Source organism: Micromonospora fluostatini (assembly GCF_050410825.1).
Lineage (GTDB): Bacteria > Actinomycetota > Actinomycetes > Mycobacteriales > Micromonosporaceae > Micromonospora > Micromonospora rosaria.
Window position 1 is genome coordinate 4,601,838 of sequence record NZ_CP191251.1, and the last position, 26,972, is coordinate 4,628,809.

Genomic DNA, 26,972 nt, shown 5'->3' on the forward strand with positions numbered 1-26,972 from the left:
TCAGCGCAGCCGGGCCGGGGAGGGTCAGCGCGCGGGCGTCGGCGACACCGGGCTCAGCCACGGGCGGCGGCCGCGGCGGCGGCCTTCATGTCCCGCTTCAACTCCTGCGGCAGCGAGAAGGTCAGCCGCTCGTCGGCGGTGGTGATCTCCTCGACGTCGGTGAAGCCCCGCTCGGCGAGGTGGGCCAGCACCTGCTGCACCAGTTCCTCCGGCACGCTGGCGCCCGAGGTGAGGCCGACCGTGGTCGCGCCGGCCAGCCAGGCGTCGTCGATCTCGTGGGCGAAGTCGACCAGGTGCCCGGCGCGGGCCCCCGCGTCCAGGGCCACCTCGACCAGGCGTACCGAGTTGGACGAGTTCCGCGACCCGACGACCAGCACCACGTCGCACTCGGCGGCGATCTCCTTGACCACGTGCTGCCGGTTGGAGGTGGCGTAGCAGATGTCGTCGCTGGGCGGCGACTGGAGCAGCGGCAGCCGCTTCTTGAGCCGGGCGACGGTCTCCAGCGTCTCGTCGACCGAGAGGGTGGTCTGGGAGAGCCAGACGACCTTGTTCGGGTCGCGGACGGTGACGTTCTCCACGTCCTCCGGGCCGTCGACGAGCTGGATGTGCGCGGGCGCCTCACCGGCGGTACCGATGACCTCCTCGTGGCCCTCGTGGCCGATGAGCAGGATGTCGTAGTCCTCGGCGGCGAACCGGCGCGCCTCGTGGTGCACCTTGGTGACCAGCGGGCAGGTCGCGTCGATGGCCTTGAGCGACCGCACCCGGGCCTGCTCGTAGACCTCCGGGGCGACCCCGTGCGCGGAGAAGATCACCGTGGCGCCCTCGGGCACCTCCTCGTTCTCCTCCACGAAGATCGCGCCCTGCGCCTCCAGCGTCTGGACCACGTGCTTGTTGTGCACGATCTGCTTGCGCACGTAGATCGGGGTGCCGTAGAGCTTCAGCGCCTCCTCCACGGTCTGCACCGCACGGTCGACGCCCGCGCAGTAGCCACGGGGCTTGGCCAGGAGCACGCGCTTGCCGGTCTGGGGGGTCGCCTGAGCCTCGGTCACCCGCCCATCGTACGTGCCACCCCACCACCCGCCACCCAACCGCCGCCCCCCGGTGATCATGGAGTTGACGGCAGTCCCGACGCGGACGGCCCACGCCAACCCCATGATCACCGGGGCGGGCCGTAGGGTGGGCGGGTGAGTGCGGGGACTGGGGCGAGCAGCGTTGAGGAGCCGTGGCCGGTACGGGTGGTCAGCCAGAAGGTGGGCGCGTGGATCGCGCGGCTCGGGTGGGTCTGGGTGGACGGGCAGGTCGCCCAGATCAGCCGCCGGCCGGGCGCCAGCACCGTCTTCCTCACCCTGCGTGACCCGGCGGCCGACCTGAGCCTGACCGTCACCACCAACCGGGACGTCCTCGACGCCGGGGCGCCCGAACTGCGCGAGGGCGCCCGGGTGGTGGTGCACGCCAAGCCGGAGTTCTACGCCGCCCGGGGCACGCTCAGCCTGCGCGCCGACGAGATCCGGCAGGTGGGCCTCGGTGAGCTGCTGGCCCGGCTGGAGAAGCTCAAGAAGCTGCTCGCCGCCGAGGGGCTCTTCGACCGGGCGCGCAAGCGCCGGCTGCCGTTCCTGCCCGGCCGGATCGGCCTGATCACCGGGCGCGCCTCGGCCGCCGAGCGGGACGTGCTCACCAACGCCCGCCGCCGGTGGCCGGCGGTGGAGTTCCGGACGGTCAACGTGGCGGTGCAGGGCACCGGCGCGGTCGCCCAGATCGTCGACGCGCTGAAGGTCCTCGACGCCGACCCGGGCGTCGAGGTGATCGTCCTGGCCCGGGGCGGCGGCAGCATCGAGGATCTGCTCCCCTTCTCCGACGAGGCGCTCTGCCGGGCGGTCTTCGCCTGCCGCACCCCGGTGGTCAGCGCGATCGGCCACGAGACCGACACGCCCCTGGTCGACTACGTCGCCGACCTCCGCGCCTCCACCCCGACCGACGCGGCGAAGCGGGTCGTCCCCGACCTCGCCGAGGAGGTACGCCTCATCGGCCAGGCCCGGTCCCGGCTGGAACGCGCGGTCCGCAACCTGGTCGACCGGGAACGGCACCGGCTCGACCTGCTCCGCTCCCGCCCGGTGCTGGCCCGCCCGCAGGTGATGGTGGACCAGCGGACGACCGAGGTGACCGCGCTGCGCCAGCGCGCCGGGCGCTGCCTGGACCACCGGCTGGCCGCCGCCGGCAACGACCTGCGGCACACCCTCGCCCGGCTGCGCGCCCTCTCCCCCGCCGCCACCCTCGACCGGGGGTACGCCATCGTCCAGCGCGGCGACGGCCGGGTGGTGCGCGCGGCGGGCGACGTGGACCCGGGCGACCACCTGCGGGTACGCCTCGCGGAGGGCGACCTGGCCGTGACGGTCGAGGGGTGAGTCCCCGCTCCCGGTCGACCGGACCGCCGCCGCCCCGGCGGACCACCGGACCGTCGGAGCCGCCGCCCGCAGGCACGCCGTCGGGGGCCGGGGCGCCGGTGTGCTGAGATGGGACCGATGACTGACGAGCAGAAGGCCGGGCCGGACGAGCGGCTCAGCTACGAACAGGCGCGGGCCGAACTGGCCTCGGTGGTCGAGCGGCTGGAGGCCGGCGGCACGTCCCTGGAGGAGTCGTTGGCCCTCTGGGAACGCGGCGAGGCGCTGGCCGCCATCTGCCAGCGTTGGCTGGACGGGGCCCGCAGCCGGCTCGACGCCGCCCGGCAGGCCGCCGACTCCTGACCCCGGTCAGCGACCGGAACCGACCGGTGGCCGGGCCCGGCACTGTGGCGTGTCGGGTCCGGCCACCGGGCGGTCGGGTCAGGTCACCGGAACAGGTTGTACAGCTCGGCCGGGGCCTCCACCACCTGGTCCGCCGGCGGTCGCTGCGCCGCCGTGGCGTTGCCGTAGTCCGCGTACGTGACCTTCACGTCCTGGGCCGGGGTCTGCCCGGTGGCCGGGACCTGGATGGTCAGTTCGCTGAGCCGCCCCTGCGGGTCGAGGCGGGCGGTGAAGGGCAGCGACCGGGCCTGCTCCCCGAGCGCGGTGACCAACGCGGCGTCGAAGGAGTCCGACTCGGTCGCCTTCGAGACGTCGACGGTGCCGGCGTACGTGCCCTCGCCGGTTTGGCGGACGTCGGTCACGGCCTGGGTGAGCGCCGCGCTCCCGGCCGGGTCGAGCTTGTCGAAGTCGAAGCCGAGGTTGCGGTTGCCCTGGATCCGGGACTGGTCGAGGTGCTGGTACTTGCCGAGGTTGAGGTCGCGGATGGCGGGCAGGCTCGGCGCGGTCCGCCCGCCGACCTCCACCTTCACCCAGCTGTCCGGCTTGACGTGGACGAGGTCGAGGGCCAGCATCAGGTCGGAGTCGGCGTCGCCGATGGTGACCTTCATCTGTGCGCTCTGGCTCGGCTGGTGCACCTGTCCCTCCGCGGTCGAGCCGACGCCGGACATGGTGAACCGGAAGTTGCCGTTGCGGATCTCGTTCGTCGAGTTGATCAGGGCCTGCTTGGCGTCGCCGTCGACCGCGCCGGAGGGGCCCGGCGAGGCGCTGCCGGAGGGGTCGGGGGCGGCGCTGCCGGAGACCGTGGGGGTGGCGGAGGCGCCGGGCTCGCCGGCTCCGGTCTCGGCGCAGGCGGCCAGGGCGGGGGTGAGGAGCGTCGCGGCGAAGACCGCCGCGCTGAAGCGCCGAATCGTCACGAGAGGCCTCCAGGGATCGTCCGGCCCGCACGCGGGCGCAGGTGGGCCGCCGGAGCGTGCTCCCGCCCCGGCGCGGACCCGTCCGGCCGGGTGGTACGGGCCGGGTGGGTCCGTACCTTCTGTTCCCGGACGTCGGCTTCGGTAATCCCCGTCCGGCGGCGCTAGGGCCTGTGTCGAAGTCGGTCACAGCCACTCGTTGATCGCGGCGACGTGCACGGTGGCTTCGTAGCGCACGGCGAGTTTGTCGAAGCGGGTGGCCACGGCACGGTGGCGTTTGAGGCGGTTGATGCCGCACTCCACGGCGTGACGCTGCTTGTACCGCTGCTGGTCGAAGGCCGGTGGCCGGCCGCCCTTCGACCCCAGCTTGCGCCGGTTCGCGTCCTGGTCGGCCTTCGACGGGATCGTCGCCCTGATGCCACGTCGGCGCAGGTAGCGGCGGTTGGCCTTCGACGTGTACGCCTTGTCAGCGAGAACCCGGTCCGGGCGGGTCCGGGGCCGGCCGCCGCCGAGTCGGGGCACCCGGATCCCGTCGAGCACCGCCATGAACTGCGGGCTGTCCCCACGCTGCCCGGCGGTCAACACGATCGACAGCGGCTTCTGTCCCTGCTCACAGGCCAGGTGCACCTTCGTGGTCAGCCCACCCCGTGACCGGCCGAGCGCGTGATCGGCCGGTTCGACCGTGACCCCGCCCGGCGGCTCGGCCTGCAGATCCCCCTTTTACGCGCCCCAGCGGCGTGCTGGTGCGCTCGGGCGACCGTCGAGTCCACCGACACGTCCCACACGACACGTCCGGCCACGTCAGCGAGGGCCTGCAACGCGGTCAGGATCCTCGCCCAGGTCCCATCACGCTGCCACCGCCGGAACAGCGCATACGCCGCAGCCCAGGACCCGTAACACTCCGGAACGTCCCGCCACGGGGCACCGACCCGTATCCGCCACCGGATCCCATCAATGAGCTGCCGTTTCGTCCATGTCGACGGTCGACCTGGCCTACGCCCCACAGGCAGCAGCGGCTCCAGCGCCACCCACTGTGCGTCGGTCAGGTCATGCCGCCTCGTCACCGCTAGGGTGTCCACGAGGTCTCCGGTGTTCGGGTTCTGCTTGGTCGCTGAACCAGATACCGGAGACCTCACTATGTCTCGAACACCGACACGCCAAGATCCTCAACCAACCACTCAAGCCCCGGCACCGACTTCGACACAGGCCCTAGCGCAGGGCGGTGACCAACTGCCGCAGCTCGTTGTCGCGCGCGTCGCCCACGATCAACACCGTCCGCTGGGGTTCCAGCAGCACGTACGCCTGCTCGTTGCCCCGGGCGGTGTACCGCTGCCAACTGCGCCCGTCGAGGTCGATCGTCCCCTGCGGCTGCCCCTCGGCGGTCAGCTCGGCCGGGAGCAGCCGCTCCGCCGGTACGTTGCTCTGCACCAGCTGGGCGCCCCGGCCCTCCGGGGTGACGTACCCGATCCGCAGGTTCGAGCCGCCCTCGACGGACTGGAAGGTGGCCCGGACCGGCCGCCACTGCTCGTCGAGCCCGGTCGGTGCGTCGATCGGGAAGAGGTTCGCCGAGCGGGCCTGCTCGATGGCGGGCGCGGTGTCGACCACGGCCGGCTGGTCGCCACCGAGGAAGCCCCGGTAGAAGGCGAGCAGCAGGGCGATCGGGACCAGCAGCACGAGCAGCGAGATCGCCATGTCCCGGGGGCGTCGGCCACCCCGGTCCCGGGCGACCGGGGCCACCTGCGGGGCGGCCCCGTCCGCGGGCTCGCCCGGCGGGGTGGCCGGGGTCGCCGGGGTCGCCGGCGGCTGGCCGTCCGGCGGCGTCGGGTCGGCGGGTACGCGGTTGGCAGGCTGTGCGGGCTCCACCTCTCCATCTTGACAGCCGCCGGATGCCCGGAACCGGGCCACCACCACCCTGTCCCGGCGTTAGATTGACCACCGTGTGCGGACGCCGAATCGGCCACCGTGTGAGGATCAGCGGCAAAGCCGGCAGCGGGGCCGTACCGCCGGTCCACCCCGCAGCGTCGCGAGGAGAGCCGTCATGACGAACACCAGGACCCGGATCCCCCAGAACCTCGACCGGAACCTCGCCCTCGACCTGGTCCGGGTGACCGAGGCCGCGGCGATGGCCGCCGGTCGGTGGGTCGGTCGGGGCGACAAGGAGGGCGGTGACGGGGCCGCCGTCGACGCCATGCGCAAGCTGATCAACTCGATCCCGATGCGGGGCGTCGTGGTGATCGGCGAGGGCGAGAAGGACAACGCCCCGATGCTGTTCAACGGCGAGGAGGTCGGCGACGGCACCGGCCCGGAGGTGGACGTCGCGGTCGACCCGATCGACGGCACCACGCTGATGAGCAAGGGCATGCCGAACGCCCTGGCGGTGCTGGCCGTCGCCGAGCGGGGCGCGATGTTCGACCCCAGCGCGGTCTTCTACATGGAGAAGCTCGCCGTCGGCCCGGCGTACGCGGACGTGGTCGACATCGAGGCCGGCCCGGCGGAGAACATCCGCCGGATCGCCCGCGCCAAGGGCACCGACGTGTCCGAGGTCACGGTCTGCGTGCTCGACCGGTCGCGGCACGCGGACCTGGTCGAGCAGATCCGCCGGACCGGGGCGGGCATCCGGTTCATCTCCGACGGTGACATCGCCGGCGCGATCGCCGCCGCCCGGGGCGAGTCCGGCGTCGACGTGCTGATGGGCATCGGCGGCACGCCGGAGGGGATCACCGCGGCCTGCGCGCTCAAGTGCATGGGCGGGGTGATGCAGGCCAAGCTCTGGCCCCGCGACGAGGACGAGCGGGCCAAGGCGCTCGCCGCCGGCCACGACCTGGACCGGGTGCTCACCACCGACGACCTGGTCACCGGGGACAACTGCTTCTTCGTGGCGACCGGGATCACCTCCGGCGACCTGCTGCGCGGGGTCAGCTACCGGGCCGGTGGGGCGTACACCCAGTCGATCGTGATGCGCTCCAAGAGCGGTACGATCCGCGTGATCGACTCGTACCACCGGCTGGAGAAGCTGGCCCTCTACTCGGCGGTCGACTTCGACGGCCGCCCCCTCGCCGAACAGGAGTAGGACGACGGAACGCCCCTCCCCACCCCCGGCCCGACGGATCGCGGGGGTGGCGCTGGCGACCGCCGGCGGCACCGCGGTGGCCGTGCAGTCCCGGATCAACGGCGAGTTGGGCGTCCGGCTCGCGGACGGGATCGCCGCCGCGGTGGTCTCCTTCGGGCTGGGGCTGCTGGTGCTCCTGGTGCTGGTGCCCACCACCGCCTCCGGGCGACGCGGGCTGGCCGCCCTGCGGACCGCCCTCGCCCGGGGGGCGTTGCGCCCGTGGCACTGCCTCGGCGGGGTGTGCGGGGCGTTCCTCGTCGCCACCCAGGGGCTGACCATCGGCACGCTCGGCGTGGCGGTGTTCACCGTGGCGGTGGTCGCCGGGCAGTCCGGCAGCAGTCTGCTGGTGGACCGGGCCGGGGTCGGCCCCGGCGGGCCCCAGCGGGTCACCGCCAGCCGGCTGGCCGGCGCGGTGCTCACCGTGCTCGCGGTGCTGATCGCCGTGGGCGACCGGCTCGGTGACCCGGGCGCCCTGGTGCTGGCGGTGCTGCCGCTGCTCGCCGGGGTCGGCATCGCCTGGCAGCAGGCGGTCAACGGCCGGGTCCGGGCCGCCGCCGGCAGCACCATGACCGCGACCCTGGTCAACTTCGTCGTCGGTACGGCGGCGCTGCTGGCGGCCTTCGCGGTGGAGGTGGCGGTACGCGGCTGGCCGGCCGGGGCGGCGTTCCCCACCGAGCCGTGGCTCTACCTGGGCGGCCCGCTGGGCGTCTCGTTCATCGCGCTGGCCGCCGCGCTGGTCGGGTTGACCGGGGTGCTGCTGCTCGGCCTGGCGACCATCGCCGGGCAGATCGTCGGGGCGGTCCTGCTCGACCTGCTGCTGCCCACGGCGGCCTCGTCGCCGGGCCCGGCGACCCTGATCGGCGCGGCGCTGACCCTGGTCGCCGTGCTGGTCGCCACCCTCGGCCCCCTCCGCCGGTAAGGAAGGGCCCCCTCCTAACCCTTTCGGTAGAGGAAGGGCCCCTTGTTAACCACAGGCAGGCCCCCGAGCGGCGGGGGCCGGCGCGTCAGGGCACGGGGCCCGGCACGGGTCAGGGCATGGTCAGCGGGGACTCGGCGTACGGGTCGGGGTCGGGGCGACGACGGCGGAAGATGATCGCCGCCACCATCCCGCCGACCAGCCCGAACAGGTGCCCCTGCCAGGAGATGCGCTCGTCGGTCGGGAGGATTCCGATCAACTGCCACCCGTAGAGCAGGCCGACCAGCAGCACCACCGCGAAGTTCCACCAGCTCCGCTCCACGATGCCGCGCATGAGCAGCAGCCCCAGGTACCCGAAGATCACGCCGCTGGCGCCGACCACGATGGAGTTCGGTGACCCGGTGAACCACACGCCGAAGCCGCTGACCAGCACGATGACCAGGGTCGACCAGAGGAACCGGCGGACGCCGGCGGCCAGCACGAAGGTGCCGAGCAGGATCAGCGGGATGCTGTTGCTGTAGAGGTGGTCGAAGCCGTGGTGCAGGAACGGGGAGAAGAAGACCCCGTCGAGCCCCTCGATGCTGCGCGGGATGATCCCGGCGGCGGCGTCGAAGCCGGCTCCCAGCCACACGTCGAGGGCCTCGATGAGGAAGAGGATCGGCACCACCGCGCACATGGCGACGAAGGCTCGGCCCAGCGAGGCGTAGAACGCCTCGGTGCCGAACCGGTTGGGGTCGTTACCACCCGGGCCCAAGGTCACCCCCCAAGAGCTATCAGCAAAAGGCGCGACCCGCCACTACGGGACCGGGCGGATCCGGCCGGTGCACGACGACGGCGGGGTCGGGTGGCGTCATCCACCCGACCCCGCCGTCGCGTCGTCACGCCGGTCAGTACCAGCCGGAGCTCTGCGACTTCGCCCAGGCCTTGCACGGGGTGCCGTACCGGCCCTCGATGTAGCCGAGGCCCCACTTGATCTGGGTCACCGGGTTGGTCTCCCAGTCGGAGCCCACCGAGGCCATCTTGCTGCCCGGCAGCGCCTGGGGGATGCCGTGTGCCCCGGAGGAGGAGTTGTGCGCCCGGGGGTTCCAGCCGCTCTCCTTGTTCCACAGCTTGTTCAGGCAGGGGAACTGGTCGATGCCGTGGCCGGCCTGCACCATCAGCGCGCAGCCGGTGCGGCGGTGGCCGCTGAACTCGTTGCAGGAGTCCGGGACCGGCCCGTCGTACGGCCGGTTCGCCTTGGCGGCGGCCTCCTTCGCCGCCTTCTCCTCGGCGGCCTTGCGGGCGGCCTCCTCCCGGGCCTTCTTCCGGGACGCCGCGGCGGCCTCGGCCTCCTTGGCCCGCTGGGCGGCCTCCTTCGCCGCCTTGGCGGCCCGCAGCTTCGCCTGGTACTCGGCGCTGCGCTGCTGGGCGGACCGGATCTGGTGCAGGGCCTGCCGCTCGCGCTGGTACTCCTGCTCGGCCCGGTCGACCTCGACCGCGACTCGCGAGGTCAGGCCCTGTTGCTGGGTCTCCTGGTGGTCGCCCAGGTAGACGCCGCCGGCAACGCCCACGGAGAGCAGCACGACAGCGGCCGTGCGGGCGCCGAACCGGCTCCACAGCCGACTCACGAAGTGGTCCCTTCGTCGGGGGCAAGGACACGGTGCCGGGCCCGGCCCCTCGTGGGGCCGCTCGGCACCGTGAGCGCCCCGACCGTGTCGCCGGTCGCCGCCGACGCATCAGCCGGCACCGGGTGCCCGGTGGCCGCCGGTGACGAACGATCACCAGCGATGTGCCTGGTGCGCGGGCGCTCGTGGGACACGATCGCGCACAGTGAGGCGGATGGGAAACCAATGACATCAATTGTGATCTGCACCACACCTAGAATGCCATCAAAACCGCCCAGAGCGCCCGCGCCACACCGGTCAGAGCGGGACGTCCTCCAGCAGATCGGTGACCATCGCGGCGATCGGCGACCGCTCCGAACGGGTGAGGGTGACGTGCGCGAAGAGCGGATGCCCCTTCAGCGCCTCGATGACCGCCGTCACCCCGTCGTGCCGCCCCACCCGCAGGTTGTCCCGTTGGGCCACGTCGTGCGTGAGCACCACCCGCGACCCCTGGCCGATCCGGGACAGCACGGTGAGCAGGACGCCCCGCTCCAGCGACTGGGCCTCGTCCACGATCACGAAGGCGTCGTGCAGGCTCCGGCCCCGGATGTGGGTCAGCGGCAGCACCTCCAGGATGCCCCGGGAGGTCACCTCCTCCAGCACGTTCTCGTGCACCACGGCACCGAGGGTGTCGAAGACCGCCTGCGCCCAGGGCGACATCTTCTCCGACTCGGACCCGGGCAGGTAGCCCAGTTCCTGCCCGCCGACGGCGTACAGCGGGCGGAAGACGACCACCTTCTTGTGCCGGCGGCGCTCCATCACCGCCTCCAGCCCCGCGCAGAGCGCCAGCGCCGACTTGCCGGTGCCGGCCCGCCCGCCGAGCGAGACGATCCCGATCGACTCGTCCAGCAGCAGGTCGAGGGCGACCCGTTGCTCGGCCGAGCGACCGTGCACGCCGAACGCCTCCCGGTCGCCCCGGACCAGCCGTACCGTCTTGTCCGGCAGCACCCGGCCGAGCGCCGAGCCCCGCGCCGAGTGCAGCACCAGCCCGGTGTGGCAGGGCAGCCCGGCGGCCTCGTCCAGGTCGAGGGCCTCTCCGCCGTACAGCGCGCCGATCTGCTCCTCGGCCAGCTCCAGCTCGGCCATTCCGGTCCAGGTCGGGTCACTGGCCTGGCCGTGCCGGTACTCGTCGGCGTGCAGGCCCACCGAGGCCGCCTTGACCCGCAGCGGCATGTCCTTGCTGACCAGGGTGACCTGCCGCCCCTCGGCGGCGAGGTTCAGCGCGACGGAGAGGATGCGGGCGTCGTTGGACTCGGTGCGGAACCCCGGCGGCAGCACCCCGTCGTCGGTGTGGTTCAGCTCCACCCGCAGCGTCCCACCGGTGTCGTTGGCCGGCACCGGCTGGTCCAGTCGACCGTGCGCGATCCGCAGTTCGTCCAGCATCCGCAGCGACTGCCGGGCGAACCAGCCCAGCTCCGGATGGTGTCGCTTGCCCTCCAGCTCGGAGATGACCACCAGCGGCAGGACCACCTCGTGCTCGGCGAACCGGTGGAAGGCCGCCGGGTCGGACAGCAGCACCGAGGTGTCCAGGACGTACGTCTGGCCCGCTGGTCGGGGCTCCTTGGGTTCGGCCGGCGCGGCAGCCGCCGAACGGCGGCTCCGGGTGGCACGGCGGGTCGTGGCTTTCGCGGCCGGGGTCTGGTCGGCCCCGGCATCGGTACGGCGAGTCGTCACAGGCCTGCTCCGACGGATGGGCACCCGCCACCCGCGTTCCCGCTCCTCCGGTGCCCGGGGACACGGGGTCGGATGCGGGCCCCGTGCGCGAGGTCGCAGATCCGGGCTGGCCGGCTGGCCCGGGAGAACCCCGTGCCATGCCTAGACGCTAGCGGCGCAACCGCGCCGGGGCTAGGGTTCGACCGCGGATCTTCGAAAACGAACACGTTAACAGAGCCGCCGGGGCGGCCGGCGGGCGGGGGCGGCGGGCCGGCCGGGATGCCTGCCCCCTGCGCGCATCCCGGCCGGCGGGACCATCGCCAGGGGTCCGGCGTGGCCCCACGGTGCGCGTCCGCCGCGGACGGCGCACCGGGTCTCGGGGACCGGTCACCCGGTCCGCTGCACGAGCGTGCCGGCGGGGTACCGGCCGCTGGCCGGGGTGGGCGGCACGACGGACGAGGACCCGGTGTACGTGGTCCCCGGCCGGGTCGCCGGCCCGACCTGGCGGGCGGGGGCCGCGAGCGCGGAGGCGATGGCCGCCTGCGCGTCCCGGCGCCGCCGGTTCCAGGCGCCCCGGTCGCCGTCGAAGTAGCCCTGCCGGTACCCGAACCGGTACCCGATCCGGTAGCTGAGCTGCCCGTGCAACCGCCCGGCCGCGTAGCTGCTCGACCCGAGCAGCAGGACGAGGAAGACCACGAGGAAGGGACTCATCCGGCGGCTCCGCTCCGTCGTGTCGGCCGACTCATCGTTCCTCCGGTTCGGCGAGGTGGTCGGTGGTCAGGAGCCGTTCGAGGTCGCCGGTGCCGACCTCCTCGACCAGCTCCACACTGATCTGGCAGCCGTCCACGACGACCTCGGCCACCGAGACCCGGCGGATCTCGCCGCCCGCGTCGTAGACCCGGACGCTCACCTCCGGGCAGCCGAGGTGGGCACGCCAGGCGTCCCACTCGGCGCGGTCGCCGACGGTCAGCGACAGGTAACGGCAGCCCCGTGCGAGGTACAGCCGCCACGGGGCGCTGAGGCCCGTGGCCACCCCCTCCGCGACCAGGCCGAACGTCTGGGCACGGGTTGCGAGTTCGGTCACCACACCCCCCTCGGTCCGGGGGCGTCACACATGTGGGCACTGGCGGTCTCCGGCACGTGCCACACCGTAGATTGTCCCATGAACGTGACAGTATCAGCTTTTCGTCTGATTACGGTCACACCTACCGACATCTATTCTGCATCGGCTAATTGCCTGATCAAGGGCGCAATCGTGAGCGCGGAAAAGCCGATAAGTGCGTCACTTTCACGTGACAGGAAAGCGCTCGCCTGGCCTCTTGTGGGCAACTGGCCGTACCGTCACGGAGTGACCGGGACCGCTCACGCACGGAAGATCGCCTTCGCCACCTTCGTCCGCCGGGCGCTCGACGACGCCCGCGCCACCCGCGCCTGGAGTGGCACAGAGGTGTCCCGCCGCACAGGCGTCTCCCGGCAGACGATCAACCGCTGGGTCCGCGGGGACTGGGCCAGCGACCCCGAGGCGGAGCGGGTGGTGGCCTTCTGTGAGGGGCTCGGCCTCAATCCGGCGGCGGCCTTCGCCGCGCTCGGCTGGGACCGCACCGCCCCGCCGCGCAGCGCCCCCACCCCGCCCCCGATGGACCCGGACGTCGAGGCGCTGCTGCGCCGCCTGGTCGACCCGAACGTCTCCGACGCGGAGAAGTTCCACATCAGGGAGACCATCCGGTATCTGGCGTACCGCCCGACGTTGCCCCTCGACGGGCGGAAACGGGGCCGAAAGGCCGGCTGAGAAGGGAAACGCCCTGGCCCGGCCAGTTCTCAGATGGCGAAAGAACGGTCGACCGGTACCGAAGGTTTCGCTCCGGGGTCGGACGCCGCGCGCTAGCGTCCAGAGTGTGCTGCTTGGGCTCGTCGTCGGCGGGGGGACGGGACACGGCCGAACCAAGCCCTGCGGGACAGAAGGAGGGGTCTGTCCATGACCCTGAAATGGTTGGCAGTCGTGATCGCGTCGGTCTCCCTGACCGGGTGGCTGACCGGAAACGTGGTGCTCGGCCTGGTCGACGGCGGGGAGTTGCCGCTGCCCGTCAACCTGCTCGCGCTCACCGTCGCCGGCACCGCCGTCGTCCTGGCCGTCCTCGCCGAGCTGAACGACCGGCTCAACGACCGGCTCACCGCGATCACCGAGTTCCTGGTGGGCCGGCTCGACGAGATCGAGGCCCGGGCCGGCGACCGGAACGCGGGCTTCGTCGAGGGGTATCTGCTCCACCACGATCGGGAGGCGACCGTGGTGCCGTTCGTCCGCCCCGGCCGGGACGCCGCCGAACGGTGACCCCGCCGGCCGCCCCGGCGACACCCGCGATGCCACTCGTCGATGCCTGCGCGTCACCCGGGCGTCGGATCGATGCCGTGAATGAGGCGTCCCAACCGGGGTACGCTGTCGCGCGTGCCGCCGTTGAACTTGGGCAACCACCAGCCGCAGACCCCGCTGAACGCCGACCAGGCCTGGCGGGCGACCGCCCCCCGTGCCGCCGAGACCGTGCTCTTCTTCGACTTCGACGGCACGCTGGCGCCGGTCGACGACGACCCGACCGCGGTGCAGCCCGCGCCGAAGGTGCTCGCCGCCATCCAGGCGCTGGCCCCGGCCGTGCAGCGGGTGGCGATCGTCTCCGCCCGGCCGGTGGACTTCCTCCGGGACCACTTCGGCGGGCTGCCCGGCGTCGACCTGTACGGGCTCTACGGTCTGGAGCACAGCCACTCCGGCGGTGAGACGGTGACCGAGCCGGCCGCCCTGCCCTGGGTGCCGACCATGGCCGAGCTGGCCGAGCTGGCCCGTGCCGAGTTGCCCCCCGGGACCCTGACGGAGTACAAGCGGCTCTCGGTGGCGCTGCACTACCGCACCGCGCCGGAGCTGGGCCCCGCCGTCGAGCGCTGGGGCCGGGATCAGGCCGAACGGCTCGGGCTGCGGGTGCAGGCGGGGCGGATGGTGCTGGAGCTCAAGCCCCCGGTCGACCAGGACAAGGGCCGGGTCATCGGGGAGGCGGTGAAGTCCGCCGCCGGCGCCTGGTACTTCGGGGACGACGTCTCGGACATCAAGGCGTTCGCCGCGCTGCGGGCGCGGGCCGCCGCCGACCCGGACTTCTTCGGCGTCTGCGTGGCGGTGGCGAACCCGGAGACCGGCCAGGAGGTGGCCGAGGCCGCCGACCTGACCATCGACTCGCCCGCCGCGCTGGGCGACTTCCTCACCACCGCCGCCCACCACCTGAGCTGAGCCCGGCCCACCCACCGCTACCGACCGGGGCGGGCCCGCCCCGGTCGGCCCCACCGCCATACGGCCGGCGGGGCCGCCCGCTCGACTCCCGGGCGCCGGAGCGCCCCGGTCAGGCACCAGGCGCCGGAGCGCGTCGAGTGCCGGTCAGGTGCCGAACCGGCGTTGCCGGTTGGCGTACGAGCGCAGGGCCCGCAGGAAGTCGATGTGCCGGAAGTCGGGCCAGTTCAGCTCGCAGAAGTAGAACTCCGAGTGGGCCGACTGCCAGAGCATGAACCCGGAGAGGCGCTGCTCGCCACTGGTCCGGATGACCAGGTCGGGGTCCGGCTGCCCGCGCGTGTAGAGGTGCTCGGCGATGTCCTCGACGTCCAGGGTCTCGGCCAGCTCCTCCAGGGTGCCGCCGGCCGCCGCGTGCTCCATCAGCAGCGAGCGGACCGCGTCGGCGATCTCCCGCCGGCCGCCGTACCCGACCGCGATGTTGACCTCGGCGCCGCCGCTGCGGTCCCGGGTCCGTTCCTCGGCGGCCTTGAGCGCGGTGGCGGTCTGTGCCGGGAGCAGGTCGAGCGCCCCGACCATCCGCAGCCGCCACGGGTTGCCCACCTCGGAGAGCTCCACCACCAGATCCTCGATGATCTTGAGGAGGGGGTCCAGCTCGCTGGCCGGCCGGCGCAGGTTGTCGGTGGCCAGCAGGTAGAGCGTGACGTGGCCGATACCGGCCTGGTCGCACCAGCCCAGCACGTGCTTGATCTTGGCGGCACCGACCCGGTGCCCGTCGTTCGGGTCGACGAACCCCATCTCCCGCGCCCACCGGCGGTTGCCGTCGCACATCACTCCGACGTGCCGGGGCACCGGCTTACCAGCGAGCCGGGCGGTCAGCCGACGCTCGTACACCGAGTACATGAGGTCCCGCAGATTCATCACCTTGCAGAGTAGCGACCCGTCCGCACGGTCAGGGCCGCGGAGCCGGAACCCGCCGGACGAGCCCCCCGGCGATCCGCCCGAGGGTACGCGCGTCCAGCCGACCGTCGCCGAGCCCCAGCTCGACCACGGTCGAGTAGACCCGGTCGTCGCGCCCGGCCGCCCGGACGGCCGCGTCGACGACCGGCCGGTGCCGGGCCAGCCAGGCGGCCGTCGAGCTGTGCCGCAGGTGCGTGCCGAGGCGGCGGCGCAGCGCGGCGGCGTACCGCCGGGCCGCCCCCGCCGGCTCCCCGGCCGCCGCCGCGCCGGCCAGCGCCCCGGAGAGCAGGGCGTAGAAGATGCCCTCCCCGGTGAACGGGTTGATCAACGACAGCGCGTCCCCGGCGAGCAGGATCCGGCCCCGCGCCGGCGGCGGTCGGTGCGTGGAGAGCGGCAGGTGGTGCGCGCGCAGCCGGTCGGTGGTGCCCGGGTCGGCCCCCGGCAGCAGCGCCGCCATCCGGTCCAGCAGCTCCGCCCGGGTCAGCCGGTCACCCCGCAGCACCTCCCCGTACCCGACGTTCGCCCGACCGTCGCCGATCGGGAACGACCAGGCGTACGCCGGCCAGCGGGCCGACGACGTGATGATCAACTGTTCGGGCGGGCCGGGCCGCGCCGGGGCGTACCCCCGGATGGCCAGCGCCAGGTGGCGGGCGGGGTTGGCCGGCTGCCCGAGCGCGCGGCGGACCACCGACCCGGCGCCGTCCGCGCCCACCACGACCCGGGCGGCCAGTTCGCCGTCCAGCACCACCCGGTCGGCCCCGGCCTCGACCCGGCGTACGGTGTGCCGCCGCAGCTCGACCCCGGCGGCCACCGCCGCCGCGACCAGCCGGGCGTCGAAGACCGCCCGGGGCACCGTGTACGCCGGCCGGGGCAGTGGTCGGGCCACCTCGCCCCCGCCCGGCCCGACCAGACGCAGCGCGGGCAGTGGGGCGTACCCGTCGACCGCGCCGGTCACCCCCAGCGCGTCGAGGACGTCCAGCGCGTGCGCCGCGATCCCGTCGCCGCACGCCTTGTCCCGGGGAAAGTCGGCGCGGTCCAGCAGCAGCACCCGCGCCCCACCCCGCCGCGCGGCCAACGCCGCCGCCGACCCCGCCGGCCCCGCTCCCACCACCACCACGTCGAATTCATCCCCCACCCCCTTATTCTCCTCTTTACCCCTTTCATCCACCGTTCTGATCAAGGGCGTTTCGGCGTTGATCAAGGGGTTTCGGTGAGGACCCACGAAGGACCGACCGAAAACCCTTGATCAACCGGCGCTCGGGTGAGGGCTGTGCGGGGGTGGGTGGGGTGGGCGGAGCACGGTGGAGGGAGTAGAGAGCCAGGATGGCGGCGGCCACGAGGGGGGTGGCGTCGCGGAGCAGGCCGTCGAGGCCGAGGAGCCACCAGCACAGCGGCAGGTGGACGGCGAGGACGCCGAGGGTGATCACCACCAGCAGGCGGCGGGCCCAGCGGTGACCACGCAGCAGGAACGCCGTGCAGAGCAGGGTCAGGTAGCTGACCGCGATCCCGGCGGCGAACCAGAACAGCACCGCCGGCACGGCGAGCAGCCGCCCGTCCAGCACCGCCCCGGCGGCGACCAGCGCCGGCACCAGCATCAGCGGGCTGTAGGTGAGCGCGGCGACCCGACTGGTGAGCAGCCACCCGGTCGTCTCGGGACGTCTCGGGACGACCTCCCGCCAGGCGAGCCGGCGGTCGGCGAAGACCAGGCCCTTCCGGTGCCGGACCAGGTGCGCGGTGACCCCCGGCGAGCGGTACAGCAACCAGACCACGGTGGCGCAGAGCCCGCCGAGCAGGGTGAACCCGACCAGGCCGGGCAGCGGCGGCACCCCCTCCCGGGGGACGATCAGCCGGCCCACCGCGAAGACGGTGGTCACGGCGAGGATCAGGCCGAGCGGCCGGGCCGCCACCCGCCCCCGCCGCACGTGCCCGATCAACACCAGGAAACCGAGGGTACGCAGCAGCGCCCAGCCGGTCCGCACCGCGAGCCCGTACCCCTGCTCCGGGGCGTACCAGAAGTTGAGCAGCTCGACCGCGACGGTGGCGGCGGCGGTCACGCCGAGCAGCACGACCAGCGCGCGGACGGCGGACGGCCGCCGGACCTGCGCGGTCCCGGCGGCCGTCTCCGGGGCGCCCCTGGGCACCCGGGCCGTGCTCGTGCCACCCGACGCGGCACCCGTGCCGTCCGACCCGGTGCGGGTGCCGTCCGACGCTGCCCGGGGCGGTTCCATGGCACCCGATGGTGCCCGGTCCGGGCAACCCACCGCCCGCGGGGGCGACGGCCGACGGCTCAGCGCTGCGGCGCCTCCGCGTCCAGTCGGGCCCGCAGCGCGTCCAGCTCGGCCCAGAGCACGCCCGGCAGCTTGTCGCCGAACTTCTCGAACCACTCGGTGACCAGCGGAAGCTCCCGGCGCCACTCCTCCGGGTCGACCTTCAGCGCGATCCGGACGTCCTCCGGGGTCATGTCCAGACCGTCGACGTCCAGCGCGTCCTGGGCGGGGACCATCCCGATCGGGGTCTCCACCGCGTCGGCGCGGCCCTCGATCCGCTCGACGACCCACTTCAGCACCCGGGAGTTCTCCCCGAAGCCCGGCCACAGGAAGTTGCCCTCGGCGTCCTTGCGGAACCAGTTGACGTAGTAGACCTTCGGCAGCTTGGCCTCGTCGCCGTCGGCGCCCTTGCCCATCTCGATCCAGTGCCGGAAGTAGTCGCCCGCGTGGTAGCCGATGAACGGCAGCATCGCCATCGGGTCCCGGCGCACCACGCCGACCGCGCCGGAGGCGGCGGCGGTGGTCTCCGAGGAGAGCGTCGCGCCCAGGTACACGCCGTGCACCCAGTCCCGGGCCTCGGTCACCAGCGGTACGGTGTCCCGCCGCCGACCGCCGAAGAGGATCGCGTCGATCGGCACCCCGTTCGGGTCGTAGTAGTCGTCGGAGAGGATCGGGCACTGGGTGATCGGGGTGCAGAACCGGCTGTTCGCGTGCGAGGAGAGCCCCTCGCTCTCCGGCGTCCAGTCGTTGCCCTTCCAGTCGGTCAGGTGGGCCGGCGGCTCACCCATCCCCTCCCACCAGATGTCCCCGTCGTCGGTGAGCGCCACGTTGGTGAAGACCGAGTTGCCCCGGTCCAGGGTGCGCATCGCGTTGGCGTTGGTCTTCCAGTCGGTGCCCGGCGCGACGCCGAAGAGGCCGTACTCCGGGTTGACCGCGTAGAGGCGACCGTCCGGGCCGAACCTCATCCAGGCGATGTCGTCGCCGATGGTCTCGACCTTCCAGCCGGGCAGGGTCGGCTCCAGCATGGCCAGGTTGGTCTTGCCGCAGGCCGAGGGGAAGGCCCCGGCGATGTGGTACGTCCGGCCCTCCGGAGAGGTGATCTTCAGGATCAGCATGTGCTCGGCGAGCCAGCCCTCGTCCCGCCCCATCACGCTGGCGATCCGCAGCGAGTAGCACTTCTTGCCGAGCAGCGAGTTGCCGCCGTACCCGGAGCCGTACGACCAGATCTCCCGGGTCTCCGGGAAGTGCGAGATGTACTTGGTCTCGTTGCACGGCCACGCCACGTCCTGCTGGCCCGGGGCGAGCGGGGCGCCGATGGAGTGCAGCGCGTGCACGAAGTCCGCGTCGTCGCCCATCGCCGCCAGGATCTTCGATCCCATCCGGGTCATGATCCGCATGGAGGCGACCACGTACGGGCTGTCGGTGATCTCGACACCGAACATCGGCTTCTCGGCCTCGACCGGGCCCATCACGAACGGGATGACGTACATGGTGCGCCCGCGCATGCTGCCGCGGTACAGCTCCGTCATCGTCCGCTTCATCTCGGCCGGCGCCATCCAGTTGTTGGTGGGGCCGGCGTCCGCCTCGTCCACCGAGCAGATGAAGGTGCGTTCCTCCACCCGGGCCACGTCCGACGGATCGGTACGGGCATAGAACGAGTTCGGTTTCTTTTCCGGGTTCAGCCGGATCAGGGTGCCGGCCTCGACCAGTTCGTCGGTGAGCCGACGCCATTCCTCGTCGGAACCGTCCACCCAGACCACACGGTCCGGGGTGGTCAGTTCGGCGACTTCTTTCACCCAGGCGAGCAGTTTGGGGTGGGACGTCGGGGCCTGATCGATTCCGCGAACAGTAGCCGGAGCAACCATGACACATCTCCTTGTGGTCGACGCTGACCGGGCTGTGGGATGCACGAGTTCTGGCGGGCGCGAGCCGCGTCGCCGTCGTGAAAACCTGGGATTGGGCTCAGGGTAGACCGGGCTGCCCGGCGAGTCAGTCGGACTGGTTGTGAAGAACTGCACAAGGTACGGCGGGAGTGCGGCATCACGATCTGATACCCGCTTTCCCGCGCAGTTTCACGCAAATCTTCCGGCGACACCCGGCACCGCTCACCGAGTGCAGCCACGGCGTCACGATCCCCAATCGGGTCGCGAAGAACCACCTCTCCCCTCCGCATCCGGCCACGCTCCATTCATCCGCGCCGGCACCGGCCACCCGGCGGGGACCGGGCGGGCACCCGGTCGGCCCCGCCCGGCGACGTCGGGTCCGGCCGGTCGGTGGTTACCCGCGGGATTCGCTTCCAACCGGTACGCTCGCCCCCGTGGCCGCGACGATGACCGACGGGCAGTCAGGCGCCCCGCCGACCCGCCCCGGGCTGATCGGATCGCTGCTCGACCGCTTCGGGCACCTCGTCCGGGAGCTCAGCAAGTTCGCCACCGTGGGCGGGATCGCCTTCGTCGTCGACTTCGCGCTCTTCAACTACCTGACCGCCGCGCAGGGCGTCGAGCAGGTCACCGCAAAGACGGTCTCCACCGTGATCGCCGCCACCTTCGCCTTCCTCGGCAACCGGTTCTGGACGTGGCGGCACCGCCAGCGTTCCAACCCGGCCCGGGAGTACGCGCTGTTCTTCCTCTTTAACAGCGTGGGCCTGGGCATCGCCGTCGCCTGCCTGGCGATCAGCCGGTACGGGCTGGGCAGCGTCTGGCCGGATGTGTTCCAGACCACCCTCGCTGACAACGTCGCCAGCTACGTGGTGGGCACCGGGCTCGGCACCCTGTTCCGGTTCTGGTCGTACCGACGGTTCGTCTTCGTCGAGGCGGGAACCCGAGAGGCCACGGATGCGGAGCGTGACCCAGCGTCCGGGGCGTGACCTGCCGCCCATCCCGTCCCCGCCGACCCGACTCGGCACCGTCCACTGGCCTAAGGTGTTTCGCATGCGTCTTGTCCGATTGCTGCCTGAGCGCTGGCAGAAGTTCATCCGCGAGGCGCTCACGTTCGGCATCGTCGGCGGCATCAACACCGTCATCAACTACGCGGTGTTCAATGCGCTGGCCCTGACCATCTTCGTCGACGGGCAACTCAAGGCGACGGTGGTCGCCACCGTGGTGGCGACGATCACGTCGTATCTGATGAATCGGCACTGGACGTACCGGGATCGCCCGAAATCGGCGATGCGCCGGGAATACGCCCTGTTCTTCCTGTTCAACGCCACCGGCCTGCTCATCGAGCTGGGCGTGCTCGCCCTGGCCAAGTACGGCATGGGCGTGACCGGCCTGCTGGCGCTGAACGTGGCCAAGACGGTCGGTGTCCTGTTGGCCACCCTGTTCCGGTTCTGGTCGTACCGGACCTTCGTCTTCCAACCCGCCCCGGCGGTCGCCGAGGCGAGCCCGCCCCCGGTCCCGCGCGACGAGTGGGACACCATGGCCGAGCTGGACCCGGTCGCGGACCTGGCCGAGTCGGTCAGCGAGCTGGAGGAGGCGGCGGAGCCCGGTGCCACCGCCGGCCAGTCGCCGCCGGCCACCGTCGGCCCCCGGGCCCCGGCCACCGACCCGGCGTACGTGTCACCCACCGCCCCGGCGCAGGGACGCTCCCTGTCGCTGGAGGCCGGCCTGCCCGCCGCACTGGACCGGGAGCTGGAGGCGGAACTCGCCGCCGAACTGCACGCCGGCACCCGCCGCCCCGGTCAGTGACCGGGTCAGGACAGTGACCCGGCCAGGACAGGTGACCGGGCCAGGGCGGTGACCCTGGCCCGGTACCCGCACCGCGCTAGCCGGCGGACGGGCTCTGGTCCGCCCGGGGGGCCCGCCCGGCCCGCTTGCCATCCGCCCGGGCGGGCCGCTCGCCGACCGGCCGGCCGTCCAGGGTCTCGGTGAGGATCTCCCGCAGCTCGCCGTCGTCCAGCGACCGCCGGTCGTGGTCGGCCTCGACCAGCTCGTACAGCGTGGTCTGCACCTGCCCGACGCCGGGCACGTGCGGCAGCACGGACTGGCCCCGCTCCCCGGCGGACTCGATGGTGAGCGTGCCGCTGCCGAAGATCCGGTCGACGACCCGCTGGTTCATCGAGTGGTCGTTGATCCGGCCCAGCGGGATGTCCCGCCGCTCCCGGGAGAACACCCCGTGCTGGAGCAGCACCCGCTCGTTGGTGAACAGGTAGTGCGTGGTCCGCCAGACCAGGAACGGCCAGAGCGCGAAGCGCAGCACCGCCAGCAGGGCCAGCCCGGTGAGGACGTACCAGACGATCCGACCGCCGTCGGGCAGCAGGAACGCCCCCGCCACCACCACGGCGACGGCGAGCACGAGCACCCCGACCGGGCGGACCAGCGCACGCCAGTGCGGATGCAGGTGCAGTACGACGTGCTCGTCCTCGGTGAGCACGTCTTCGGGAAACGCCACGGACAACCTCCTCGCGCAACGGGACGCGCTGACGGTAACCGCCCACCGCACGTCTCCGCGTCAGCCGCGCGGGCGTCCCCGACGGCCGCGCAGTCAGCGCAGGTGCAGGACGTCCCCGGCGGCCAGGTTCCGTGGGCCGGCGGCGGTCGCCACCACCAGGTGGCCGTCGGCGTCCACGCCGGTGGCGTCGCCGGTCACCTCGCCGCCGCCGGGGAGCAGCACCCGGACCGGACGGCCCACGGTCAGGCAGGAGTCGAGGTACGCCTCGCGCAGCCCGCTGGCCACCGCGTCCCCGCCGGCCGCCCGCCAACGGTCGTACCAGTCGGCGAGGGCGCGCAGCAGGGCGCGCAGCAGCGGGTCCCGGTCGGTGGCCGCCGCGCCGGCCAGTTGCAGCGAGGTCGCCGGCAGGCCGGTCGGGTTCGTCGGCAACTCGTCGGCGCGCAGCGTGACGTTGAGTCCGATCCCGAGCACCACGGCGGGTGGCGGGCCGGGCTGGTCCGGCGGTACCGCCTCGGCCAGCACCCCGGCGCACTTAGCGCCCTCGACCAGCAGGTCGTTCGGCCACTTCAGCCCGGCGTCCAGCTCGGCCAGCCGCCCCACCGCCTCGACCAGCGCCACCCCGGCGAGCAGCGGCAGCCAGCCGTACCCGGTCGCCGGGACCGGACGCCAGTCACGCTCGGCGACGGCCTCACCGGGCCGGAGCAGGACGCTGGCCGCGATCCCGGCGCGGGCCGGCGACTGCCAGACCCGGCCGCGCCGGCCCCGGCCGTCGGTCTGCCGCTCGGCGACCACCACCAGCCCCTCGGCCGCACCGGCACGGGCCGCCTCGGCGGCGTCCGCGTTGGTGGAGCCGGTCTCCGTCCGCAGGTCCAGGTGCCGCCACGGGCCGTGCGGGGCGACCAGCGCGCGGCGCAGCCGGGCCGCCGACAGCGGCGGCCGGTCCAGATCGGTGTACGGGGAGCCCGGCATCCCGCCAGCCTACGGGCCGGGCGCGACCGGACGCCCCGAGGCGTGGCCGGGGCGGGTTGAGGCGCGGCCGGGGCGGGTTGAGGCGCGGCCGGGGCGGGTTGAGGCGCGGCCGGGGCGGGTTGAGGCGCGGCCGGGGCGGGTTGAGGCGAACTGCACAGCTCGCGGGTGGCTGAACGGTCGTTATCCTCGCCTGGTGAATACGGAGACCGGGAGCAACCCTCACAGCACCGCCGGCAAGCTGGCTGACCTGGAGCGACGGGTCGACGAGGCGGTGCACGCCGGCTCCGCGCGAGCGGTCGGCAAGCAGCACGCGCGGGGCAAGAAAACCGCCCGGGAGCGGATCGCGCTGCTGCTCGACGAGGGCTCCTTCGTCGAACTGGACGAGTTGGCCCGGCACCGGTCCACCAACTTCGGGCTGGACCGCACCCGCCCCTACGGCGACGGGGTGATCACCGGGTACGGCACCGTCGACGGCCGGCAGGTCTGCGTCTTCGCGCAGGACTTCACGGTCTTCGGCGGCTCCCTCGGCGAGGTCTTCGGCGAGAAGATCGTCAAGGTGATGGACCTGGCCATGAAGATCGGCTGCCCGGTCGTCGGGATCAACGACTCCGGCGGCGCGCGGATCCAGGAGGGCGTGGTCAGCCTCGGCCTGTACGGGGAGATCTTCTTCCGCAACGTCCGCGCCTCCGGCGTCATCCCGCAGATCTCCCTGGTGATGGGGCCGTGCGCGGGCGGCGCGGTGTACTCCCCGGCGGTCACCGACTTCACCGTGATGGTCGACCAGACCTCGCACATGTTCATCACCGGCCCCGACGTGATCAAGACGGTCACCGGCGAGGACGTGGCGATGGAGGAACTGGGCGGCGCGCGGACCCACAACACCCGCAGCGGCAACGCGCACTACCTCGCCAGCGACGAGGACGACGCGGTCGAGTACGTCAAGGCGCTGCTGGCGTACCTGCCGTCGAACAACCTGGACGAGCCGCCCGTGGTCGACGCCCCCGCCGACCTCACGGTCACCGACACCGACCGGGAGCTGGACACGCTCATCCCCGACTCGGCCAACCAGCCGTACGACATCGTGCGGGTCGTCGAGCACGTCCTCGACGACGGCGAGTTCCTGGAGGTACAGCCGCTCTACGCGCAGAACATCGTGGTCGGCTTCGGCCGGGTCGAGGGGCGCCCGGTCGGGGTGGTGGCGAACCAGCCGATGCACCTCGCCGGCACCCTGGACATCGCCGCCTCGGAGAAGGCGGCCCGGTTCGTGCGCACCTGCGACGCCTTCAACATCCCGATCCTCACCTTCGTGGACGTCCCCGGCTTCCTGCCCGGCACCGGCCAGGAGTGGGACGGCATCATCCGCCGGGGCGCGAAGCTCATCTACGCCTACGCCGAGGCGACCGTCCCGAAGGTCACCCTGATCACCCGCAAGGCCTACGGCGGGGCGTACGACGTGATGGGCTCCAAGCACCTCGGCGCGGACCTGAACTTCGCCTGGCCGACCGCGCAGATCGCGGTGATGGGCGCGCAGGGCGCGGTGAACATCCTGTACCGGCAGGAGCTGGCCGCCGCCGAGGATCCCGCCGCCGTCCGGGCGGAGAAGATCGCCGAGTACGAGGACACCCTGGCCAACCCGTACGTGGCCGCCGAGCGGGGGTACGTCGACGCGGTGATCCCACCGCACGAGACCCGTACCCAGATCGTCCGGGCGCTGCGGATCCTGCGAACCAAGCGCGAGACCCTGCCCCCCAAGAAGCACGGCAACATCCCGCTCTAGGTGTAAGGAGGGGCCCCTTATTAACAGGCGTCTGTTAATAAGGGGCCCCTCCTTACACCCGGGCGCTCAGCGACAGGCGGGGTTGGCCGCCACGCACATCCGCTCGGCCGCCGCCCGAGCCAGGTCGAGCAGCCGGTTGCGGTGCTCCGACGTCAGGGTGAGCGACGGGGCGGCCTCCAGCCCGGTCGCCGGGACGATCACGCTGATCAGATCACCGACCCGGACGACGAGCGTGTTCTCCACCGGGTACGCCAACCCGGGGTCGAGGTCCGACTCGACGCCGGTCGGCGCGGTCCGGGTGTGTTGCAACAGGACCGCCTCGTCACCGGCGAAGTCGCGCACGGAGACCGTCCAGGCGTGGGTCACGGTGACCGAGACCCGCTGCCCCGTGACCGTCCATCCGGTGTCCTCGCTCCGGGCGCCCGAACAGGTGGCGACGAGGTCGTCCAGGCCGGCGAAGAAGCCCTCGGCCGCCTCCGGGGCCAGCCGGTACACGTCCTGGCTGACGAGCGCCGCCCCGGTCGCGCCGGGCCCGCTGGCCGGGGTGCGCTGGATCAGGGTCTGCGACCGGGAGTAGCGGGACACCGGCAGCCCGGGGGTCCGCCGGCTGTCGCAGAGCTCCAGGTCGGCGTCGAGGGAGACCGGCTTGGCCAGCCCGCTGTCCCCGAGCCGCAGGTTGCTGGAGACCGGCAGGTCGGCCGGGTCGAGCAGCGCCGCCACGGGGATCTCGGCCCGCGGGGCCGGCTGTCCGACCAGGCCGGGCAGGCCGGGCAGAAGCCCGCCGTGGGACCCCCAGGACAGACGCCCGGCGGTCACCACCCCCGAGACGACGACGAGCAGCACGACCGCCGCTCCCAGCGCGGTACGCCGCTGCCGGCGACGTCCCGCGCGGGCACGGATCTCGGCCGGCTCGGGCCAGGGGACGGCGCGCAGGTCCTCCCGCAGGCGTTCGGCGAACGACAGGTCGTCACGCATCAGCGACCTCCTCCAGGTCGGACACTGCGAGCAGGTCGGCCAGCGCCGACCGGCCCCGGTGCAGCCGGGCCTTGACCGTGCCGACCGGCGCGGCGGTCTCCCGGGCCACCTCGGCGACCGGCATGCCGAGCAGGTAGTACAGGGCCAGGGCGACGCGCTGCTCCTCGGGCAACTGGCGCAACGCGGTGACCACCGCCACCGTGTCGGTACTGGGCGGGGGAACCGGGTCGGTGGGGCCGTGCCGCAGGTACGCGCGGGCCCGGCTGCGCAGGCTGCGCCAGCGGCTCACCGCGATCCGCGAGGCCACCACCCGGGTCCAGGCCTCCGGGTCGTCGTACCCGCCCACCGTGGGCCAGCGCTGCCACGCCCGGATGTACGCCTCCTGGACCGCGTCCTGGGCCTCGGAGAGGTTCCCCGTGAGCGCGTAGACGAAGCCGAGCAGCCGTTGCCTGCTGCCCCGGTAGAACTCGTCGAACTCCTCGACGTCCGGCACCCGCCACCTCCCCGTGTCCGGTCGCAGGTGACACGCACGGTACCGGGGTGCCGGTTGCCGCCCCGCCGCACGAATCCGGCACGGTCGTGCCGGCAGCGCGTCAGCCGAGCAGCCCGGAGGCGGTGACGAAGGGGCCCGCCAGCAACGCCGCCCCGACGACCAACGCCAGCACGTTGACCAGCACGAAGAGCCCCACCCAGAACAGCGGCGGGAACGGGGTCAGCCGGGCCAACTGGTCGGCGTCGGACTCCGGCATCCGCCCCCGGGAGCGCATCCGCTGCAACTCGAAGACCGGTCGTACCCCGCCGAGCAGCAGGAACCACACCCCGGTCCAGGCGAACGCGGCCTGCACCTGCGGCGAGGCGTACCAGGAGACGGCGAGCACCACCCCGCCGGTGACCAGGAGGGACAGTACGCCGAACACGTTGCGTACCAGCAGCAGCATGGCCAGCAGGAGCGCCACGGCCACCCAGAGCAGCAGGGTGATCCGGTTCCCGCCGAGCAGCCCGGCACCGGCGAGCCCGACCAGGGACGGTGCCACGTACCCGGCGACCAGGGTGAGGATCATGCCCGGCCCGCTCGGTCGGCCGGCGGAGAGGGTCAGCCCCGAGGTGTCCGAGTGCAGTCGGATGCCGTGCAGCTTCCGGCCGGTGAGCAGGGCGGCCAGGGCGTGCCCGCCCTCGTGGGCGATGGTGACGACGTTACGGGCGATCCGCCACGGCACCTGGGTGGCGACCACCGCCAGCGCCCCGGCGGCGGTGAGCAGCACGAGCAGTGGCGGCGGATCGGGCTGGGCGCTGAGCAGCCGGTCCCAGAGGGAGGTGAGGCCGTCGATCAGGGGCATGGCCCGCGAGCCTACCGGCCGGCC

The 26,972-nt window shown here is 73.0% G+C and carries 28 protein-coding genes; 10 read left to right on the top strand and 18 right to left on the bottom strand.

Annotated elements, in window-relative coordinates; genetic code table 11:
- Window positions 1–53: 53 nt before the first annotated feature.
- A complete protein-coding gene (locus ACQUFX_RS20075) occupies window positions 54–1,049 on the bottom strand; it encodes a 4-hydroxy-3-methylbut-2-enyl diphosphate reductase (RefSeq protein WP_428961896.1) in 996 nt (331 codons plus the stop codon).
- A gap of 135 nt (window positions 1,050–1,184) precedes the next feature.
- Between ACQUFX_RS20075 and xseA the strand changes: the two genes are divergently transcribed.
- Complete coding sequence (gene xseA, locus ACQUFX_RS20080) at window positions 1,185–2,402, top strand: exodeoxyribonuclease VII large subunit (RefSeq protein WP_428961897.1); 1,218 nt, start codon at window positions 1,185–1,187, stop codon at window positions 2,400–2,402.
- Window positions 2,403–2,519: 117 nt separating this feature from the next.
- On the top strand, window positions 2,520–2,741 hold the full coding sequence (locus ACQUFX_RS20085) for an exodeoxyribonuclease VII small subunit (protein WP_428961898.1): 222 nt from the start codon (window positions 2,520–2,522) through the stop codon (window positions 2,739–2,741).
- Window positions 2,742–2,824: 83 nt separating this feature from the next.
- On the opposite strand, the gene ACQUFX_RS20090 is transcribed toward ACQUFX_RS20085, so the two are convergent.
- From ACQUFX_RS20090 to ACQUFX_RS20100, 3 genes are all read right to left on the bottom strand, one after another.
- The gene (locus ACQUFX_RS20090) at window positions 2,825–3,694 is read right to left on the bottom strand and encodes a hypothetical protein (RefSeq protein WP_428961899.1); all 870 of its coding nucleotides are present in this window, start codon (window positions 3,692–3,694) and stop codon (window positions 2,825–2,827) included.
- Window positions 3,695–3,877: 183 nt separating this feature from the next.
- Window positions 3,878–4,755, bottom strand: a protein-coding gene (locus ACQUFX_RS20095; RefSeq protein ID WP_428966897.1) for an IS5 family transposase whose coding sequence is annotated in 2 segments (ribosomal slippage) — window positions 3,878–4,359 and window positions 4,359–4,755 — 879 coding nt in all. Because the reading frame shifts where the segments join, the coding sequence is not laid out codon by codon here.
- 145 nt (window positions 4,756–4,900) lie between these two features.
- A complete protein-coding gene (locus tag ACQUFX_RS20100) occupies window positions 4,901–5,554 on the bottom strand; it encodes a DUF4245 domain-containing protein (protein ID WP_428961900.1) in 654 nt (217 codons plus the stop codon).
- A gap of 175 nt (window positions 5,555–5,729) precedes the next feature.
- On the opposite strand from ACQUFX_RS20100, the gene glpX reads away from it, so the two are divergent.
- Both glpX and ACQUFX_RS20110 read left to right on the top strand, forming a co-directional pair.
- Window positions 5,730–6,761, top strand: coding sequence for a class II fructose-bisphosphatase (gene glpX, locus ACQUFX_RS20105; RefSeq protein ID WP_067364213.1), 1,032 nt, complete (start codon window positions 5,730–5,732; stop codon window positions 6,759–6,761).
- A 46-nt stretch (window positions 6,762–6,807) separates the two neighbouring features.
- Window positions 6,808–7,719 (top strand): DMT family transporter, encoded by a 912-nt coding sequence (locus ACQUFX_RS20110; RefSeq protein WP_428961901.1) that lies wholly within the window; start codon window positions 6,808–6,810, stop codon window positions 7,717–7,719.
- Between the two features lie 109 nt (window positions 7,720–7,828).
- On the opposite strand, the gene ACQUFX_RS20115 is transcribed toward ACQUFX_RS20110, so the two are convergent.
- From ACQUFX_RS20115 to ACQUFX_RS20135, 5 genes are all read right to left on the bottom strand, one after another.
- On the bottom strand, window positions 7,829–8,476 hold the full coding sequence (locus tag ACQUFX_RS20115; protein ID WP_428961902.1) for a rhomboid family intramembrane serine protease: 648 nt from the start codon (window positions 8,474–8,476) through the stop codon (window positions 7,829–7,831).
- A 127-nt stretch (window positions 8,477–8,603) separates the two neighbouring features.
- Window positions 8,604–9,323: an aggregation-promoting factor C-terminal-like domain-containing protein gene (locus tag ACQUFX_RS20120; RefSeq protein WP_428961903.1), complete on the bottom strand. Its 720-nt coding sequence runs from the start codon at window positions 9,321–9,323 to the stop codon at window positions 8,604–8,606.
- Between the two features lie 294 nt (window positions 9,324–9,617).
- Window positions 9,618–11,033: a PhoH family protein gene (locus ACQUFX_RS20125; RefSeq protein ID WP_428961904.1), complete on the bottom strand. Its 1,416-nt coding sequence runs from the start codon at window positions 11,031–11,033 to the stop codon at window positions 9,618–9,620.
- Window positions 11,034–11,399: 366 nt separating this feature from the next.
- Window positions 11,400–11,723: a hypothetical protein gene (locus tag ACQUFX_RS20130; RefSeq protein WP_428961905.1), complete on the bottom strand. Its 324-nt coding sequence runs from the start codon at window positions 11,721–11,723 to the stop codon at window positions 11,400–11,402.
- Window positions 11,724–11,754: 31 nt separating this feature from the next.
- Window positions 11,755–12,096, bottom strand: coding sequence for a hypothetical protein (locus ACQUFX_RS20135; RefSeq protein WP_428961906.1), 342 nt, complete (start codon window positions 12,094–12,096; stop codon window positions 11,755–11,757).
- Window positions 12,097–12,360: 264 nt separating this feature from the next.
- Here ACQUFX_RS20135 and ACQUFX_RS20140 point away from each other — a divergent pair, with 264 nt between their 5' ends.
- From ACQUFX_RS20140 to otsB, 3 genes are all read left to right on the top strand, one after another.
- Window positions 12,361–12,801 carry a helix-turn-helix domain-containing protein gene (locus ACQUFX_RS20140; RefSeq protein WP_067364271.1) on the top strand — a complete coding sequence of 147 codons (441 nt, stop codon included), beginning with the start codon at window positions 12,361–12,363 and terminating at the stop codon, window positions 12,799–12,801.
- A 186-nt stretch (window positions 12,802–12,987) separates the two neighbouring features.
- Window positions 12,988–13,341 (top strand): hypothetical protein, encoded by a 354-nt coding sequence (locus ACQUFX_RS20145; RefSeq protein ID WP_067364230.1) that lies wholly within the window; start codon window positions 12,988–12,990, stop codon window positions 13,339–13,341.
- A 114-nt stretch (window positions 13,342–13,455) separates the two neighbouring features.
- Window positions 13,456–14,280, top strand: coding sequence for a trehalose-phosphatase (gene otsB / locus ACQUFX_RS20150; protein ID WP_428961907.1), 825 nt, complete (start codon window positions 13,456–13,458; stop codon window positions 14,278–14,280).
- 144 nt (window positions 14,281–14,424) lie between these two features.
- On the opposite strand, the gene ACQUFX_RS20155 is transcribed toward otsB, so the two are convergent.
- Genes ACQUFX_RS20155 through ACQUFX_RS20170 form a run of 4 tightly spaced genes read right to left on the bottom strand, consistent with a single transcriptional unit; the run spans window position 14,425 to window position 19,366 of the window.
- Complete coding sequence (locus tag ACQUFX_RS20155) at window positions 14,425–15,195, bottom strand: isoprenyl transferase (RefSeq protein WP_067364235.1); 771 nt, start codon at window positions 15,193–15,195, stop codon at window positions 14,425–14,427.
- A 31-nt stretch (window positions 15,196–15,226) separates the two neighbouring features.
- The gene (locus ACQUFX_RS20160) at window positions 15,227–16,369 is read right to left on the bottom strand and encodes a geranylgeranyl reductase family protein (protein WP_428961908.1); all 1,143 of its coding nucleotides are present in this window, start codon (window positions 16,367–16,369) and stop codon (window positions 15,227–15,229) included.
- Window positions 16,370–16,394: 25 nt separating this feature from the next.
- The gene (locus ACQUFX_RS20165; RefSeq protein WP_428961909.1) at window positions 16,395–17,462 is read right to left on the bottom strand and encodes a hypothetical protein; all 1,068 of its coding nucleotides are present in this window, start codon (window positions 17,460–17,462) and stop codon (window positions 16,395–16,397) included.
- 59 nt (window positions 17,463–17,521) lie between these two features.
- Window positions 17,522–19,366 (bottom strand): phosphoenolpyruvate carboxykinase (GTP), encoded by a 1,845-nt coding sequence (locus ACQUFX_RS20170; RefSeq protein WP_428961910.1) that lies wholly within the window; start codon window positions 19,364–19,366, stop codon window positions 17,522–17,524.
- A 464-nt stretch (window positions 19,367–19,830) separates the two neighbouring features.
- Between ACQUFX_RS20170 and ACQUFX_RS20175 the strand changes: the two genes are divergently transcribed.
- Entirely contained in the window at window positions 19,831–20,367 is a 537-nt protein-coding gene (locus ACQUFX_RS20175) for a GtrA family protein (protein ID WP_428967009.1), read from the top strand.
- A gap of 64 nt (window positions 20,368–20,431) precedes the next feature.
- Window positions 20,432–21,187, top strand: coding sequence for a GtrA family protein (locus ACQUFX_RS20180; RefSeq protein WP_428961911.1), 756 nt, complete (start codon window positions 20,432–20,434; stop codon window positions 21,185–21,187).
- 76 nt (window positions 21,188–21,263) lie between these two features.
- On the opposite strand, the gene ACQUFX_RS20185 is transcribed toward ACQUFX_RS20180, so the two are convergent.
- Together ACQUFX_RS20185 and ACQUFX_RS20190 are read right to left on the bottom strand one after the other, a co-directional pair.
- Window positions 21,264–21,890 (bottom strand): PH domain-containing protein, encoded by a 627-nt coding sequence (locus ACQUFX_RS20185; RefSeq protein ID WP_428961912.1) that lies wholly within the window; start codon window positions 21,888–21,890, stop codon window positions 21,264–21,266.
- A gap of 93 nt (window positions 21,891–21,983) precedes the next feature.
- Window positions 21,984–22,859, bottom strand: a complete 876-nt coding sequence (locus ACQUFX_RS20190; RefSeq protein WP_428961913.1) for a biotin--[acetyl-CoA-carboxylase] ligase — start codon at window positions 22,857–22,859, stop codon at window positions 21,984–21,986.
- Window positions 22,860–23,052: 193 nt separating this feature from the next.
- Here ACQUFX_RS20190 and ACQUFX_RS20195 point away from each other — a divergent pair, with 193 nt between their 5' ends.
- Window positions 23,053–24,636, top strand: a complete 1,584-nt coding sequence (locus tag ACQUFX_RS20195) for an acyl-CoA carboxylase subunit beta (protein ID WP_428961914.1) — start codon at window positions 23,053–23,055, stop codon at window positions 24,634–24,636.
- 66 nt (window positions 24,637–24,702) lie between these two features.
- On the opposite strand, the gene ACQUFX_RS20200 is transcribed toward ACQUFX_RS20195, so the two are convergent.
- The 3 genes from ACQUFX_RS20200 to ACQUFX_RS20210 form a co-directional block, all read right to left on the bottom strand.
- Window positions 24,703–25,611, bottom strand: a complete 909-nt coding sequence (locus tag ACQUFX_RS20200) for a hypothetical protein (RefSeq protein ID WP_428961915.1) — start codon at window positions 25,609–25,611, stop codon at window positions 24,703–24,705.
- Window positions 25,604–26,104 carry a SigE family RNA polymerase sigma factor gene (locus ACQUFX_RS20205; protein WP_428961916.1) on the bottom strand — a complete coding sequence of 167 codons (501 nt, stop codon included), beginning with the start codon at window positions 26,102–26,104 and terminating at the stop codon, window positions 25,604–25,606. Before ACQUFX_RS20205 ends, ACQUFX_RS20200 begins: the two co-directional genes overlap by 8 nt.
- Before the next feature lie 100 nt (window positions 26,105–26,204).
- Entirely contained in the window at window positions 26,205–26,948 is a 744-nt protein-coding gene (locus tag ACQUFX_RS20210; RefSeq protein WP_428961917.1) for a M50 family metallopeptidase, read from the bottom strand.
- Between the last annotated feature and the right edge of the window lie 24 nt (window positions 26,949–26,972).

Coding starts and splice junctions, on each gene's coding strand:
- ACQUFX_RS20085 (WP_428961898.1), top strand. CDS start 2,520: ATGACTGACGAGCAGAAGGCCGGGCCGGACGAGCGGCTCAGCTACGAA.
- glpX (WP_067364213.1), top strand. CDS start 5,730: ATGACGAACACCAGGACCCGGATCCCCCAGAACCTCGACCGGAACCTC.
- ACQUFX_RS20130 (WP_428961905.1), bottom strand. CDS start 11,723: ATGAGTCCCTTCCTCGTGGTCTTCCTCGTCCTGCTGCTCGGGTCGAGC.
- ACQUFX_RS20145 (WP_067364230.1), top strand. CDS start 12,988: ATGACCCTGAAATGGTTGGCAGTCGTGATCGCGTCGGTCTCCCTGACC.
- ACQUFX_RS20155 (WP_067364235.1), bottom strand. CDS start 15,195: ATGAATCTGCGGGACCTCATGTACTCGGTGTACGAGCGTCGGCTGACC.
- ACQUFX_RS20165 (WP_428961909.1), bottom strand. CDS start 17,462: ATGGAACCGCCCCGGGCAGCGTCGGACGGCACCCGCACCGGGTCGGAC.
- ACQUFX_RS20170 (WP_428961910.1), bottom strand. CDS start 19,366: ATGGTTGCTCCGGCTACTGTTCGCGGAATCGATCAGGCCCCGACGTCC.
- ACQUFX_RS20175 (WP_428967009.1), top strand. CDS start 19,831: ATGACCGACGGGCAGTCAGGCGCCCCGCCGACCCGCCCCGGGCTGATC.
- ACQUFX_RS20180 (WP_428961911.1), top strand. CDS start 20,432: ATGCGTCTTGTCCGATTGCTGCCTGAGCGCTGGCAGAAGTTCATCCGC.
- ACQUFX_RS20190 (WP_428961913.1), bottom strand. CDS start 22,859: ATGCCGGGCTCCCCGTACACCGATCTGGACCGGCCGCCGCTGTCGGCG.
- ACQUFX_RS20200 (WP_428961915.1), bottom strand. CDS start 25,611: ATGCGTGACGACCTGTCGTTCGCCGAACGCCTGCGGGAGGACCTGCGC.
- ACQUFX_RS20210 (WP_428961917.1), bottom strand. CDS start 26,948: ATGCCCCTGATCGACGGCCTCACCTCCCTCTGGGACCGGCTGCTCAGC.